At 66.9% G+C, this 14,725-nt stretch carries 13 protein-coding genes; all 13 read left to right on the top strand.

The genetic code is table 11. The annotated features are described in order from the left end of the window. Nucleotides 1–124 precede the first annotated feature (124 nt). A complete protein-coding gene (locus AC6H42_RS04745; protein ID WP_082551479.1) occupies nucleotides 125–916 on the top strand; it encodes an AzlC family ABC transporter permease in 792 nt (263 codons plus the stop codon). Continuing rightward, a complete protein-coding gene (locus AC6H42_RS04740; protein ID WP_057152973.1) occupies nucleotides 909–1,241 on the top strand; it encodes an AzlD domain-containing protein in 333 nt (110 codons plus the stop codon). Before AC6H42_RS04745 ends, AC6H42_RS04740 begins: the two co-directional genes overlap by 8 nt. A 63-nt stretch (nucleotides 1,242–1,304) precedes the next feature. Further along, nucleotides 1,305–2,519, top strand: a complete 1,215-nt coding sequence (locus AC6H42_RS04735; RefSeq protein WP_497547509.1) for a phosphoglycerate kinase — start codon at nucleotides 1,305–1,307, stop codon at nucleotides 2,517–2,519. 72 nt (nucleotides 2,520–2,591) lie between these two features. Beyond that, nucleotides 2,592–4,046, top strand: a complete 1,455-nt coding sequence (gene pyk / locus AC6H42_RS04730; RefSeq protein ID WP_057152975.1) for a pyruvate kinase — start codon at nucleotides 2,592–2,594, stop codon at nucleotides 4,044–4,046. Nucleotides 4,047–4,082: 36 nt separating this feature from the next. Then, nucleotides 4,083–5,147 carry a class II fructose-bisphosphate aldolase gene (gene fba, locus AC6H42_RS04725; protein ID WP_057152977.1) on the top strand — a complete coding sequence of 355 codons (1,065 nt, stop codon included), beginning with the start codon at nucleotides 4,083–4,085 and terminating at the stop codon, nucleotides 5,145–5,147. A 115-nt stretch (nucleotides 5,148–5,262) separates the two neighbouring features. Continuing rightward, complete coding sequence (locus AC6H42_RS04720; RefSeq protein WP_497547508.1) at nucleotides 5,263–6,156, top strand: phosphoribosylaminoimidazolesuccinocarboxamide synthase; 894 nt, start codon at nucleotides 5,263–5,265, stop codon at nucleotides 6,154–6,156. 2 nt (nucleotides 6,157–6,158) lie between these two features. Beyond that, nucleotides 6,159–6,671, top strand: a complete 513-nt coding sequence (gene purE / locus AC6H42_RS04715) for a 5-(carboxyamino)imidazole ribonucleotide mutase (protein WP_057152981.1) — start codon at nucleotides 6,159–6,161, stop codon at nucleotides 6,669–6,671. Nucleotides 6,672–6,687: 16 nt separating this feature from the next. Further along, nucleotides 6,688–7,920 carry a 5-(carboxyamino)imidazole ribonucleotide synthase gene (locus AC6H42_RS04710; protein ID WP_497547507.1) on the top strand — a complete coding sequence of 411 codons (1,233 nt, stop codon included), beginning with the start codon at nucleotides 6,688–6,690 and terminating at the stop codon, nucleotides 7,918–7,920. Next, nucleotides 7,917–9,050 (top strand): L-threonylcarbamoyladenylate synthase, encoded by a 1,134-nt coding sequence (locus AC6H42_RS04705; RefSeq protein ID WP_497547506.1) that lies wholly within the window; start codon nucleotides 7,917–7,919, stop codon nucleotides 9,048–9,050. The genes AC6H42_RS04710 and AC6H42_RS04705 overlap by 4 nt, the downstream gene beginning before the upstream one ends. 56 nt (nucleotides 9,051–9,106) lie before the next feature. After that, nucleotides 9,107–10,741, top strand: coding sequence for an alpha/beta hydrolase family protein (locus AC6H42_RS04700; protein ID WP_082551481.1), 1,635 nt, complete (start codon nucleotides 9,107–9,109; stop codon nucleotides 10,739–10,741). Nucleotides 10,742–10,800: 59 nt separating this feature from the next. Beyond that, the gene (locus tag AC6H42_RS04695; RefSeq protein WP_497547505.1) at nucleotides 10,801–12,312 is read left to right on the top strand and encodes an alpha/beta hydrolase family protein; all 1,512 of its coding nucleotides are present in this window, start codon (nucleotides 10,801–10,803) and stop codon (nucleotides 12,310–12,312) included. Between the two features lie 170 nt (nucleotides 12,313–12,482). Further along, the gene (locus AC6H42_RS04690) at nucleotides 12,483–13,856 is read left to right on the top strand and encodes an SGNH/GDSL hydrolase family protein (RefSeq protein WP_057152989.1); all 1,374 of its coding nucleotides are present in this window, start codon (nucleotides 12,483–12,485) and stop codon (nucleotides 13,854–13,856) included. Between the two features lie 27 nt (nucleotides 13,857–13,883). Beyond that, a complete protein-coding gene (locus AC6H42_RS04685; protein ID WP_057152990.1) occupies nucleotides 13,884–14,564 on the top strand; it encodes an OmpW/AlkL family protein in 681 nt (226 codons plus the stop codon). The last annotated feature ends 161 nt before the right edge of the window (nucleotides 14,565–14,725 follow it).

Here is a 14,725-nt window from a genome sequence, read left to right as displayed (position 1 = left end):
AAAACACCGATTTTAACGGATTCGCGCAATTCCAAGAATCATCGGTAGAATAGCACCTGATCTACAGTACCGGCCGATGGCGTTCGCTTCCACTGAAACGAGGCGCGCGTGGCAGGAAAACCACATGAACGAAGCCACGCCTGCCCCTGTTCCGGCCACCGCCGCCGCCACCGCCACAGTCACAGCCGCCGACGTAGCCCTGCACGACGAAGCCGCCTGGCGCGAGGGACTGCGCACCGGCATTCCCACCTTGTTCGGCATCGGCGCCTGGGGCCTGGTGGTGGGCGTGGCCATGGTCAAGAGCGGGCTGACGGTGCCGCAGGCGCTGGGCATGACCTTGATGGTGTTTGCCGGCTCGGCCCAGCTGGCCTCGCTGCCGCTGATCGCGGCAGGCGCGCCGATCTGGGTCATTTTCCTGACCGCGTTTGCCGTCAACCTGCGTTTCGTGATCTTTTCCGTCATCCTGGCGCCGCATTTCGCCGGCTTGCCGTGGCGCCAGCGCTTCGTGCTCGGTTATTGCTCCGGCGACATGACGGCCGCGCTGTTCCTGCAAAAATACCCCAGCGTGGAACCGGTGCGCGGCAAGGTCTCCTATCTGAAAGGCTTGATGTACCCCAACTGGGCCGCCTGGCAGATCGGCTCCATCGCCGGCGTGTTCCTGGGCAGCGCCGTGCCGGCCGAGTGGGGGCTGGGCTTCGCGGGCACCCTGGCCATCATCTGCATCATGGTGCCGCTGACGGCCAACCGGCCGGCCGTGGTCGGCGTGATCGTGGCGGGCGCGGTGGCGGTGGCCGGCGCCGGCCTGCCATACAAGCTGGGCCTGCTGGCCGCTGTCGTGATCGGCATGCTGAGCGCCATGGCGGTGGAAGAATTGACGGAAAAGCGCGGACGCCTGAAGGAAGACAAGCATGGCTGACTGGGAAATCTGGCTGACCATCGCGGCGCTGGCCATCGCCACGGCCGCCACGCGCGCCTCGTTCTGGCTGGTGGGGCACCACATCACCATCCCGAAACGGGTCAACGAAATGCTGCGCTATGCGCCGGCCTGCGCGCTGGCGGCCATCGTGGCGCCGGACTTGCTGCTGGCGCAGGACGGCGCGGTGCATATCGGCTTCGACAACCTGAAACTGGTGGCCGGCGCGGTCTCAATCGCGTTTTACGTGGTGCGCAGGAACATGCTGGAAACCATCATTTTCGGCATGCTGTTCTTCACAACCCTGAGACTGTTGCATATCTTCTAAGGGAATCGGGCCCGGCGTTGCGGTAGAATAGCGGTCTTTCCAACCTTCGTCCTTTGGGTAGCCATGCAAGCTGTTCTGAACTTCATTCGTCTGCAAGATCTGATCGACCAACATGCGCTGCAAGGCAAGCGCGTGTTCATCCGCGCCGACTTGAACGTGCCGCAAGATGACGCCGGCAACATCACCGAAGATACCCGCATCCGCGCCTCCGTGCCGGCCATCCGCGCCGCCGTGGCGGCCGGCGCCAAGGTCATGGTCACCTCGCACCTGGGCCGCCCCACCGAGGGCGAGTTCAAGCCGGAAGACAGCCTGGCGCCGGTCGCCAGGCGCCTGGCCGAGCTGCTGGGCCAGCCGGTCGAACTGAAGCAGGACTGGGTGGACGGCGCCGGTCTGGAAGGCCTGCAGGCCGGCCAGGTGGTGCTGCTGGAAAACGTGCGTGTGAACAAGGGCGAAAAGAAGAATGCCGACGAGCTGGCGCAGAAGATGGCCGCCCTGTGCGACGTCTATGTCAACGACGCGTTCGGCACCGCGCACCGCGCCGAGGCCTCCACCCACGGCATCGCCAAGTTCGCGCCGGTGGCTGCCGCCGGTCCGCTGCTGGCGGCCGAGCTGGACGCGCTGGGCAAGGCGCTGGGCGCCCCGGCCCGTCCGCTGCTGGCCATCGTGGCCGGCTCGAAAGTGTCGTCCAAGCTGTCCATCCTGAAGGCGCTGTCCGAGAAAGTGGACGGCCTGATCGTCGGCGGCGGCATCGCCAACACCTTCATGAAGGCGGTCGGCCTGAACATCGGCAAGTCGCTGGTGGAAAACGACCTGGTGGCCGAAGCCAAGGCCATCATCGACATCATGGCCGCGCGCGGCGCCGAAGTGCCGATCCCGGTGGACGTGGTGTGCGCCAAGGAATTCTCGCCAACGGCGGCGGCCACCATCAAGGATGTGGCCGACGTGGCGGACGACGACATGATCCTGGACATCGGCCCGAAAACGGCCAAGCTGCTGGCCGACAAGATCGCCGCGGCCGGCACCGTGGTGTGGAACGGCCCGGTTGGCGTGTTCGAGTTCGACCAGTTCGGCGAAGGCACCAGGACGCTGGCGCTGGCCATCGCCAGTTCCAAGGCATATTCGATTGCCGGTGGCGGCGATACGCTGGCGGCGATTGCAAAATATGACATTACCGATAAAATTGGTTATATCTCGACCGGTGGCGGCGCTTTCCTGGAGTTCCTGGAAGGCAAGACTCTGCCTGCGGTGGAAATCCTGACCCAGCGTTTCAACAAGTAAAACCTGGGGGCGGACCCGATGGGTCTGCCCCGCCCGTCGCATCTGCTTGTCCGCTCCCAGCAAAGGAACTCTATGTCCCGTGGTACCAAAATCGTCGCCACCATCGGCCCCGCTTCCACCGACTTCGCCATCCTGGTCAAAATGATACGGGCCGGCGTGGACGTGGTGCGGCTGAATTTCTCGCACGGCAAGGCGCAGGACCATATCGAGCGCGCCGCGCTGGTGCGCAAGGCGGCCGCCGAGTGCGGCCGCGAGGTGGCGATCATGGCGGACATGCAGGGCCCGAAAATCCGCATCGGCAAGTTTGAAAGCGGCAAGATCGAACTGGCCAACGGCGACCAGTTCATCCTCGACGCGAAGTGGGGCGAGAACGGCGAACTGGGCAACCAGGAGCGCGTGGGCCTGGACTACAAGGCGCTGCCGACCGACGTGCGCCCGGCCGACGTGCTGCTGCTGAACGACGGCCTGATCGTGCTGGTGGTGGAGCGCGTCAGCGGCAGCGAAATCCACACCACCGTGAAAATCGGCGGCGAGCTGTCCAACAACAAGGGCATCAACCGCCACGGCGGCGGCTTGACCGCGCCGGCCCTGACGGCCAAGGACATGGAAGACATCAAGACCGCGATGAGCTTCCAGGCCGACTACCTGGCCATTTCCTTCCCGAAAAACGCCACCGACATGGCGATGGCGCGCCAGCTGGCCAACATCGCCGGCGAGCCATACCGCCACAAGGCCATGATGATCGCCAAGATCGAGCGCGCCGAAGCGATTCCGGCGCTGCAGGAGATCCTGGACGCGTCCGACGGCATCATGGTGGCGCGCGGCGACCTGGCCGTGGAAGTGGGCAACGCCGCCGTGCCGGCGCTGCAAAAGCGCATGATCAAGATGGCGCGCGAATCGAACAAGCTGGCCATCACCGCGACCCAGATGATGGAGTCCATGATCGTCAACGCGGTGCCGACCCGGGCCGAAGTGTCCGACGTGGCCAACGCCGTGCTGGACGGCACCGACGCCGTCATGACCTCGGCCGAAACGGCCTCCGGCAAGTACCCGATCGAGACCGTCGAAATGATGGCCGCGATTTGCGTCGAGGCCGAGCAATCCGAATACAACAAGCTGGACGCCGATTTCCTCAACGTCCGTTTCACCCGCATCGACCAGTCCATCGCCTACGGCGCGCTGTTCACCGCGCACCACCTGCGCGTGAAGGCCATCGTGGCGCTGACCGAATCCGGCTCCACCGCGCTGTGGATGAGCCGCCACAGCATCGACACGCCGATTTTCGCGCTCACCCCGAGCGTGACCACCGCCCGCAAGGCCTCGCTGTACCGCAACGTGCGCGCCTACCAGCTGGCGCAGGGCGATTCGAGCGAAGTGGTGCTGCACCAGGTCGAAGAGCTGCTGGTGGAGTACGGCATCGTCAAGAAGGGCGACATGATCGTGGTCACCTGGGGCGAGCCGATGGGCCAGGTGGGCGGCACCAACGCATTGAAGATAGTGAAGGTGGGGGAATTCTCCCCGGCCTGATCACGTACCGATTTTTTTATTGTTTGGAGTAATACCATGTCCCTCGTATCCATGCGTCAGCTGCTGGACCATGCCGCCGAAAACGGCTATGGCATCCCAGCCTTCAACGTCAACAACCTGGAGCAGGTGCAGGCCATCATGGCTGCCGCCGATGCCCTGAACAGCCCGGTCATCATGCAAGCATCGGCCGGCGCCCGCAAATACGCCGGTGAAGCCTTCCTGCGCCACCTGATCGACGCCGCCGTCGAAGCCTATCCGCACATCCCGGTCGTCATGCACCAGGACCACGGCCAGTCGCCGGCGGTCTGCATGGCCGCGATCCGCTCCGGCTTCACCTCGGTGATGATGGACGGTTCGCTGGAAGCGGACGGCAAATCGGTGGCTTCCTACGACTACAACGTGGAAGTGTCGCGCGAAGTGGTCAAGTTCTCGCACGCCATCGGCGTGACGGTGGAAGCCGAACTGGGCGTGCTCGGTTCGCTGGAAACCATGAAGGGCGACAAGGAAGACGGCCACGGCGCCGACGGCACCATGACCCGCGAGCAGCTGCTGACCGACGTGGCCCAGGCCGCCGACTTCGTGCAGCGCACCCAGTGCGACGCGCTGGCCATCGCCATCGGCACCTCGCACGGCGCCTACAAGTTCACCCGCAAGCCGACCGGCGACATCCTGGCGATCGACCGCATCAAGGAAATCCACGCCCGCATTCCGAACACCCACCTGGTGATGCACGGCTCCTCGTCGGTGCCGCAGGAACTGCTGGCCATCATCCGCGAATTCGGCGGCGACATGAAGGAAACCTACGGCGTGCCGGTCGAAGAGATCCAGGAAGGCATCCGCCACGGCGTGCGCAAGATCAACATCGACACCGACATCCGCCTGGCCATGACCGCCGCCATCCGCAAATACCTGTTCGAGAACCCCGCCAAGTTCGACCCGCGCGACTACCTGAAGCCGGCCCGCGCCGCCGCTGAAGAGATCGTCAAGGCGCGCCTGCTGGCGTTCGGCTGCGAAGGCCAGGCCGGCAAGATCAAGCCGCTGCCGCTGGAAAAAATGGCCGAGCGTTACAAGGCCGGCGCCCTGGCGCAGATTGTGAAGTAAAATTCTGTCTGGAACGGGCCGGGGGATTCCCCGGCCCGATTTTCTTGACCGGCGGGCACGCAGGCCCGCGCGCCGGTTTCGCTTTGTCTCGCTTTATCACATCACCCTCCCCGCTATGAACAGCCTTTACCAATCCTCCATCAAATCCCTGCCACTGCTCGGCCATGGCAAAGTGCGCGACAACTACGCTGTCGGCGACGACAAGATCCTGATCGTCACCACCGACCGCCTGTCGGCCTTCGACGTTGTCATGAACGAACCGATTCCCGGCAAGGGCATGGTTTTGAACCAGATGAGCGACTTCTGGTTCGAGAAACTGGGCCACATCGTGCCGAACCACCTGACCGGCGTGGCGCCGGAATCCGTGGTGGCCGCCGATGAAGTGGAGCAGGTAAAGGGCCGCGCCGTGGTGGCCAAGCGCCTCAAGCCCATCATGGTGGAAGCGGTGGTGCGCGGCTACATCATCGGCTCCGGCTGGAAGGATTACCAGGACACCGGCAGCATCTGCGGCATCGCGCTGCCGGCCGGCCTGAAGCAGGCTGAAAAGCTGCCCGAGCCGCTGTTCACCCCGGCCGCCAAGGCCGACCTGGGCGAGCATGACGAAAACATCAGCTTTGCCGAAATGGAAAGCCGCATCGGCGCCGAACTGGCCGCCAAGATGCGCGACACCAGCATCGCCCTGTACCGGGCGGCCGCCGAATACGCCGCCACCAAGGGCATCATCATCGCCGACACCAAGTTCGAATTCGGCCTGGACGAAAACGGCGTGATGCACCTGATGGACGAAGTGCTGACGGCCGACTCGTCGCGCTTCTGGCCGGCCGATTCCTACCAGCCCGGCATGTCGCCGCCGTCGTTCGACAAGCAGTTCGTGCGCGACTACCTGGAAACGCTGGCCTGGGGCAAAACCGCACCGGCGCCTGCGCTGCCGGCCGACGTCATCGCCAAAACCCAGGCCAAGTACTTCGAAGCCATCGAACGCCTGACCGGCGAGAAGCTGAAGGTATAAGCATGGCCGATCAGAACAAGCCTGTCGTCGGCGTCATCATGGGTTCGTCCTCGGACTGGGACGTGATGCAGAACGCGGTGTCCATCCTCAAGCAGTTCGGCGTGCCGTTCGAGGCGCAAGTCATTTCCGCGCACCGCATGCCCGACCAGATGTACGCCTACGCCAAGAGCGCGCGCGCGCGCGGCCTGCGCGCCATCATCGCCGGCGCCGGCGGCGCGGCCCACCTGCCCGGCATGGTGGCCGCCATGACCATCGTGCCGGTGCTGGGCGTGCCGGTGCCGTCCAAGTACCTGCGCGGCGAGGACTCGCTGCTGTCCATCGTGCAGATGCCCAAGGGCGTGCCGGTGGCCACCTTCGCCATCGGCGAAGCGGGCGCCGCCAACGCCGCGCTGACGGCGGTGGCCATGCTTGCCGCCACCGACGACGCGCTGGCCGACAAGCTGGAAGCGTTCCGCGTCCAGCAAACCGGCGTGGCCCAGGCCATGACCTTGCCGCTCCACGACTTTGCCGCTTGAATGGTGCGCTTGAATAATGAGTAATCCCAAGTCTTCACCGCAGGCGGCCCGCCAGCCTGCAACCGCGCTGGCCCCGTTCCTGCCCACCGCCAATCCGCAAGCCTGGCTGGGCGTCATGGGCGGCGGCCAGCTGGGCCGCATGTTCGCGCAAGCCGCGCAAAGCATGGGCTACCAGGTGGCCGTGCTGGAACCGTCCGACGACTGCCCGGCAGGGCAGGTCGCGCAGCGCCTGATCAACGCCGGCTACAGCGACGGCCCCGGCCTCGACGTGCTGGCCGCGCAGTGCTTCGCCGTCACCACCGAGTTCGAGAACGTGCCGGCCGACAGTCTGTCGCGCCTGGCGCAGCACGTCTTCGTTGCGCCCGACGCGCACGGCGTGTCGGTGGCGCAGGACCGCATCGCCGAGAAACGCTTTTTCGTCGATTGCGCGGCCAAGTCCGGCGTGCAGCCGGCGCCGCACAAGGTGATCGCCTCGCAGGACGACATCGACGCCATCGGCGACGCGTTGCTGCCGGGCATCCTGAAAACCGTGCGCATGGGCTACGACGGCAAGGGCCAGGTGCGCGTGCGCTCCCGCGAGGACGTGCGCGCCGCGTTTGAATCCATGGGCAAGGTGACCTGCCTGCTGGAGAAAATGCTGCCGCTGGCCTACGAAGTGTCGGTGCTGACCGCGCGCGGTGCGGACGGCCAGTCGGTGGTCTACCCGATCGCCGAAAATGTGCACCGCGACGGCATCCTGTTTACCACCACCGTGCCGGGCCCGAATGTGTCCGACGACTGCGCGAAAAAGGCGCAGGCGGCGGCGCAAGCCATCGTGGCCGAACTGGGCTACGTGGGCGTGCTGTGCATCGAGTTCTTTGTGCTGGCCGACGGCTCGCTGGTGGTCAACGAGATGGCGCCGCGCCCGCACAACAGCGGCCACTACACCATGGACGCCTGCGTCACCAGCCAGTTTGCGCAGCAGGTGCGCGCCATGGCGCGGCTGCCGCTGGGCGACGTGCGCCAGCATTCGCCGGCCGTGATGCTGAACATCCTGGGCGACGTCTGGTTCAGCGACGAGTCGGACGCCACGCGCGAGCCGGCCTGGGACCAGGTGCTGGCGCTGTCCGGCGCCAATCTGCACCTGTACGGCAAGGACGACCCGCGCCGCGCGCGCAAGATGGGCCATGTGACCTTCGTCGCGCCTACGCTGGCGGAGGCACGGCGGCAGCTGGAAGCGGCCTGCGCCATCCTGGGCATCGCACCGTGACCGCAGCGATCGACCTGGCCGCCATCCGCGCGGCCGCCGTGCTGCTGGAAGCGGGCAAGCTGGTGGCGTTTCCCACCGAGACCGTGTACGGCCTCGGTGCGGACGCCGAAAACCCGCAAGCGGTGGCGGCCATCTACGCCGCCAAGGGCAGGCCGCAGGACCATCCGGTCATCGTGCACGTGGCGCCGGGCGCCGACCTCGGCTACTGGTGCAGCGACATCCCGGCCGAGGCCTACCAGCTGGCCAAGGCCTTCTGGCCCGGCCCGCTGACCATGATCCTCAAGCGCAACGCCCATATCCCGGACGCCGTGTCCGGCGGCCAGGACACGGTGGGCATGCGCTGCCCGTCGCACCCGGTGGCCATCGCCTTGCTGGCCGCCTTCAAGGGCGGCAAGGGCGGCGTGGCCGCGCCGTCGGCCAACAAGTTCGGCAACGTCAGCCCGACCACCGCGCAGCATGTGCGCGACGAATTCGGCGCCATGGTGCTGGGCGAGGCGGAAGCGGCCGAAGCCGCCGCCCACGCCTACGCCGCCGCCATCACCGCCAGCATGGCGGACCCGGCCGATGCAGCCGCCGGCGCGGCGTCGGCCGCCGGCGCGCTGCGCCTTGCCGTGCTCGACGGCGGTTCCAGCCAGGTCGGCATCGAATCGACCATCCTCGACCTGTCGCGCCTGGCCACGCACGGCCCGGTGCTGCTGCGCCCCGGCCATATCGGCGCGCAGGACATCGCCGACGTCATCGGCGCCATGCCCAACCTGCCCGACCAGAGCGCCCCGCGCGCCTCCGGCACGCTGGAATCGCACTACGCGCCCAAGGCCCCGGTCGTCCTGGCCGACAGCGCGGTGCTGCCCGACCTGCTGGCCAAGCTGGCCGCCAAGGGCCGCAAGGCAGCCGTGATCCATTATTCGGCCCTGCCGCAGGCGAAGCAGGGGCCGCACCAGCAAATGCCGCCGGACGCCGCCGGCTATGCCTTCGGCCTGTACGCCGCGCTACGCGCCATGGACCAGACCGGCGCCGAGTTGATCCTCGTCGAAACGCCGCCACAAAACGACGCATGGCTGGGCGTCAATGACCGACTCCGGCGCGCAGCTTTCGGTTCTTCTGGTATTGTTGAGACGTTCCTGCAATAGTGAAAGGGAACCACGCCGGAGCGGTCCGGCGCGCATAACAAGAAGAGGAGGTCGCCATGACCCGAACCTTGTATGCCTGGCTGGCGGCGATCCTTGCCGCCGCACCTGCAAGCTCGCCGGCCCAGGACGCGCCGCCGCCGTTCGCGCCGGTCAGCATGCCCCGGCCGGGCGCCGCCTCCGCGCCGCCTCCTGCTGCCATCCCGTCCGCCCCCGCAATTGCCACCCCGACCGCCCCTGCAAGCGCCCGCGCGGTCCACAAGACGGTGCCATCGGCCGCCATGTCCGTGCAGCCGGCGGCCCCGCGCGGCACCTTGCTGGCCGGTCCCGCCGTGGTGCCGATCGACCTGGTCACCGACAAGGTCGACAAGCTTGAAGCTGCGCTGCTGCGCACGCTGCTGGAACGGCGCGACGGCCTGCTGGCCGTCACCGGCGAGCCGCGCTGCACCATCGCCGTCCACAGCCTGCGCTACCAGACCGTGGGCGGGCAGGGCGAGCCGGCCGACGCCGGCGGCGTCATCATGCTGCCCTCCGGCGCCGATCCGCAGTGCAGCGGCCCCCGCCCGGTACTGCTGTACGCCCACGGCACCGTGCTCGACAAGACCTTCAGCATGGCGCGCCTGAACGGCGAAGCGCGCCTGGTCGCCTCCATGTTCGCGGCCCAGGGCTATATCGTGGTGGCGCCGGACTACGCCGGCTACGGCAACTCCAGCCTGCCTTACCACCCCTACCTGAACGCCGAGCAGCAGGCCGGCGACATGGTGGACGCGCTGCGCGCCGCGCGCACCGCCTACGCCGTGCTCGGCGCCAAGGCGTCCGCCCAGCTTTTCCTGACCGGCTACTCCCAGGGCGGCTTCGTGGCGCTGGCCACGCAGCGCGCCATCCAGCTGCACCACGCGGACGAATTCACCGTCACCGCCACTGCGGCGCTGTCCGGCCCGTATGCGCTGGTGAGAATGGCCGACGGCATCTTCAGCGGTCGCCCCAACACCGGCGTCACGTCCTATCTGCCGCTGCTCACCACCTCCGGCCAGCGCGCCGGCGCCGCCCTGTACGCCGCGCCGGAAGACCTGTACGAAGCGCGCTACGCCAGCGGCATAGAAAGCCTGCTGCCCAACAAGGTCCGGCTGGACGACCTGGTCAGGAAGGGCCGGCTGCCCAAGGGCGGCGCCCTGTTTGCGCGCGACTCGCAGCCGCAGGCGGCGGACGCCTCCGCCTTCTTCGCGGACAGCAACCTGGTGCGCACCAGCTACCGCAATGCCTACCTGCAAGACATGGCCAGCAACCCCTGCGAGCGCGACCCGGCCGAACCGCTGGCCTGCGCGCCCCAGCACAATCTGCGCAAATGGATGCAGAAGAACGACTTGCGCACCTTCACGCCGACCTCGCCGCTGATGCTGTGCGGCGCCGGCAAGGACCCGGTGGTGCCGTTCGCGAACGCCGTCGCCACCCATGCCTACTTTGCCGCGCATGGCGCGGCAGCGGTGCTGGTGGACCTGGAAACGCCGCTGCCGGACGATCCTTATTTGCCGTTCAAACAAGGTTTCGCGCGAGAACGCGACACGATGCGCGCCGATGCTGTCAAAAAGGGTAGCGATCCTGTCAAGGCGGTGTCCGATCGATACCACAGCCGGCTGGCTGCGCAGTTCTGCCTGATGTCCGCGCGCAGCTTTTTCCAGTCCGCAATGCCCTGACTCTGCTATGCTGATTTGACAGAAAAATCGGCGGAGTTGGCATGTTTTACCAGAAGTTTTTGACAGTTTCACTACTGGCGGTTGCAGTGGCCGCTTGCGGTGGCGGCAGCGCAGGCAGTGGCAGTGGCGGCGGCAACAGCGGCGCGCCGGGCGGCACCAGCCCCGTGGTGGTGGCGCCGCCGCCATCCCAGCGCGGCACCCTGGTGGGCGGCCCCACGGCGGTCGCTGCCTACGACGCGCAAGCGCTCAAGCAGCTGCTTGACAGCGCGCAGAGCGGCGCCAGCAGCATCACCAGCACGCCGCTGTGCGCCGTCAGCACCTATAGGCTGCGCTATCGCACCATCGGTTCGGCCGGCGAAGACACCGACGCCAGCACCGCCCTCATGCTGCCGTCCGGCGCCGATCCCGCCTGCACCGGTCCGCGCCCGGTGCTGCTGTACGCGCACGGCACCTCGCCGCTGAAGTCCTACGATATGAGCAAGCTGGACGGCACCGAGGCGCGCCTGATCGCCGCCATCTTCGCCGCGCAAGGCTACATCGTGGTCGCGCCCAACTATGCCGGCTACGCCGGCTCCTCGCTGGGCTACCACGCCTACCTGGACGCCGAGCAGCAATCGGCCGACATGGTGGACGGCCTGCGCGCGGCCCGGGCCGCGTTCAGCGCTGTCGGCGCCAGCGCCTCGGCGCGGCTGTACGTCACCGGCTATTCGCAGGGCGGCTACGTGGCGCTGGCCACGCAGCGCGCCATGCAGACGCGCCACGCCGCCGAGTTCACGGTAACCGCCGCCGCCGGCCTGTCCGGTCCCTACGCGCTGCTCAAATTCGGCGACGCCATGTTCGGCGGCGCGCCCACGCACGGCGCCACCGCCTTCCTGCCCATGCTGGTCAACGCCGGCCAGCACGCCGGCGCGCGCCTGTACGCCAGCCCCGGCGAGATGTACGAGGCGCCGTACGCCTTCGGCGTCGAAGACATCCTGCCCGGCACGCTCAGCCTGGGCGACCTGGCCAGCCTGGGCAAGCTGCCCACCAGTGCCTTGTTCGCCTTGGATTCCATGCCGCAGGCGGACGGCAGCAAGGCCTACTTCAATGACGGCAACCTGGTCCGCACCAGCTACCGCGATGCCTACACGGCCGACCTGCGCGCGCGGCCCTGTGACGCTAGCGGGACTGCCGCCGCCGACGCGCTGGCCTGCGCGCCCCAGCACCCGCTGCGCCTGTGGCTGCAGAAGAACGACCTGCGCAATTACGCGCCGGCCGCGCCGCTGCTGTTGTGCGGCGGCGACGCCGATCCCCTGGTTCCCTATTACAACACCAGCGCGGCGGCCGACCATTTCCGCGCCCGCAATCCGGGCGGCACGCTGCACGTGGTGAACCTCGACGCCACCCCGTCGCTGTTCGGCGACGATTATTCCCAGCCCAAGCTGGGCTTCCTGGCCGCCAAGACGGCGGTGCGCGCCAATGCCGCCGTCAGCGGCGGCTCGGGCGACGCCGCCGTGCGCGACGCCTACCACGCCGGCCTGGTGGCGCCGTTCTGCCTGCGCGCGGCGCGCGACTTCTTCCGTGCCCGGTGAAATGTATCCTGAGTGAAATGTATCCGTACTGTAATTATTTGACGCTTTAGTCTAAACTGCCCAATTTACAAAATTGCGCTATACAACCCCTGCCGGGGCTGGCATATTAATCGGGTTGCAAATAGCACGCCCGTGCGTTTAAAACAAGAATATTCTTTTCAGGAGATACAATGCGTCACACCAAACTCGCCCTGGCGGTCATGGCCGCGGCAATTCTGGCCGCTTGCGGCAGCGGCAGCCCAACCGGCGGCGACCAAACCCTCAAAGTCAAATTCGCATCCCAGGTGTCGTTCGGCGACAGCCTGTCCGACGTCGGCACCTACAAGGTCGGCACCGTGGCAGCCCTGGGCGGCGGCAAGTTCACCATCAACGGCAACAACACCGCCGCCAATCCCGCGCTGACCGGCAAGATCTGGATCGAGCTGCTGGCGGCCCAGTTCGGCCTGCCGGCCCCCTGCGCGGCGCAGACCGGCCTGGAAGGCAACGCGGCCAAGGGCTTCAGCGTGCCGGTGCAGAACCACACCGGCTGCTACGCCTACGGCCAGGGCGGCTCGCGCGTCACCAACCCGGTGGGCGACAACCACAAGTCCACCGGCAGCGACGTCGGCGCGCTGACCGTGCCGGCCGTGACCCAGGTGAAAAACCACTTGGCGGCCGTGGGCGGCAAGTTCAAGGGCGACGAGATCGTCTTCATGTGGAGCGGCAATAACGACCTGCTGCTGGGCCTGGAGCACCTGTCCACCGCCGCCACCGCCGCCGGCGCCGCCGCCGGCAACACCGCCTTCGCCAACAGCCTGGTGGCCCAGCTGGCGGCCGGCGCGACCAACCCGCAAACGGCGGCAGCGTCCATCGGCCTGGCCCTGGCCACCGAAAACGCGCGTCCCGGCAAGACCGAGACCTCGGTGGTGACCGCCGCCGTGACCGCCGCCGTCATGGCCGGCAACACCGCCGCCGCGGTGCCGGCCAACCAGCTGGCCATCGTCACCAAGGCCAAGGCAGACGGCGCTGCCGCCGGCGCCAAGGCTGGCGCCGACTACGCCGCCGCCAACGGCCCGGCACTGGTGCCGGTGATGATCACCGCCGCCAAGGAAGTTTCGGCCCTGGTGAAGACGCAGATCCTGGCCAACGGCGCCAAGTACGTGGTGGTCAACAACATCCCGGACGTGGCCAACACGCCGTCCGGCCTGTCGCGCTCGGAATCGACGCGCACGCTGATCAACGCCATGGTAAAGGGCTTCAACGATACGCTGACCGCCGAACTGGGCACCACCGACGGCGTGCTGATCATCGACACCTACAGCGTCAGCCATGACCAGGCCACCAACCCGGGCCCGTACGGCCTGACCAACGTCAAGGAAACCGCTTGCGACCTGACGGCGGCCAAGAACCCGCTGAGCAGCTCGCTGACCTGCAACGGCTCCAACCTGAAAGCCGGCGACGTCAGCCACTACTCGTACGCCGACACCGTGCACCCGACCCCGTTCCTGCACTTCCTGCTGGCGCGCTACGTGTCGGAAAAAATGGTCGTCAAGGGCTGGCTGTAATCACTGCAATTCTGGAGACATAACAAGATGAAAATTCGTTTCAATAGCGCTGTCAAAATGCTGGCGCTGGCTGCCGCCATGGGCGCCGCCTCGGGCGCGTCGGCGCAGGCGGCCGGCGAATGGGTGGTGAAAGCCGGTATCAACAAGATCACGCCCAAGGTCAAGAGCGGCAACGTCAGCGCCCCGGCGCTGCCGGAGAGCAAAGCCGACATCGGCGCGGACACCCAGCCGATCTTCACCATCGGCCGCATGCTGACCGATAACATCTCGGCCGAACTGGACCTGGGCTTGCCGTACAAGCACAAGATCTATGGCGCCGGATCGCTGGAAGGCACGGGCCAGCTGGCCACCTCGGAAGTGCTGCCGCCCACCGCCTTCCTGCAATACCGCCTGTTCCAGCCGACCGCCACGATCCGTCCTTACGCCGGCGTCGGCCTGACCTACGCCTACTTCCGCAAGGAAACCGGTTCCGGCCAGCTGACCGCGCTGCTCAACCCGGGCGGCCCCGCGTCGACCTTCACGATGAAGAACAAGTGGGCCGCCAGCGTGCAACTGGGTGCCACCATGGCCATCAACGCCAAGTGGTTCGCGGACGTGAACGTGGTCAAGACCAGGCTCAAGACCACCGCCAGCTACTCCACCGGCCAGACGCAGGAAGCGCGCCTGGACCCGACCGCCGTTGCCATCATGCTCGGCACCCACTTCTAAGCCGCGGCAGACGAAAAAAAAACCGCCTCACGGCGGTTTTTTTTTCGTCCGGGCCCGGCTTACTGGAAAGCCTGGATGCCGGTCTGGGCGCGGCCCAGGATCAGCGCGTGGATGTCGTGCGTGCCTTCATAGGTGTTGACCACTTCCAGGTTCACCATGTG

The sequence above is a fragment of the Massilia sp. NBRC 108631 genome, assembly GCF_059704565.1.
Note: the sequence above shows the minus strand (reverse complement) of the source record. Positions and strands in the feature narration are given on the sequence as shown.

Coding starts and splice junctions, on each gene's coding strand:
- pyk (WP_057152975.1), top strand. CDS start 2,592: ATGTCCCGTGGTACCAAAATCGTCGCCACCATCGGCCCCGCTTCCACC.
- AC6H42_RS04700 (WP_082551481.1), top strand. CDS start 9,107: ATGACCCGAACCTTGTATGCCTGGCTGGCGGCGATCCTTGCCGCCGCA.
- AC6H42_RS04745 (WP_082551479.1), top strand. CDS start 125: ATGAACGAAGCCACGCCTGCCCCTGTTCCGGCCACCGCCGCCGCCACC.
- fba (WP_057152977.1), top strand. CDS start 4,083: ATGTCCCTCGTATCCATGCGTCAGCTGCTGGACCATGCCGCCGAAAAC.
- AC6H42_RS04735 (WP_497547509.1), top strand. CDS start 1,305: ATGCAAGCTGTTCTGAACTTCATTCGTCTGCAAGATCTGATCGACCAA.
- AC6H42_RS04685 (WP_057152990.1), top strand. CDS start 13,884: ATGAAAATTCGTTTCAATAGCGCTGTCAAAATGCTGGCGCTGGCTGCC.
- AC6H42_RS04740 (WP_057152973.1), top strand. CDS start 909: ATGGCTGACTGGGAAATCTGGCTGACCATCGCGGCGCTGGCCATCGCC.
- AC6H42_RS04710 (WP_497547507.1), top strand. CDS start 6,688: ATGAGTAATCCCAAGTCTTCACCGCAGGCGGCCCGCCAGCCTGCAACC.
- purE (WP_057152981.1), top strand. CDS start 6,159: ATGGCCGATCAGAACAAGCCTGTCGTCGGCGTCATCATGGGTTCGTCC.
- AC6H42_RS04690 (WP_057152989.1), top strand. CDS start 12,483: ATGCGTCACACCAAACTCGCCCTGGCGGTCATGGCCGCGGCAATTCTG.
- AC6H42_RS04720 (WP_497547508.1), top strand. CDS start 5,263: ATGAACAGCCTTTACCAATCCTCCATCAAATCCCTGCCACTGCTCGGC.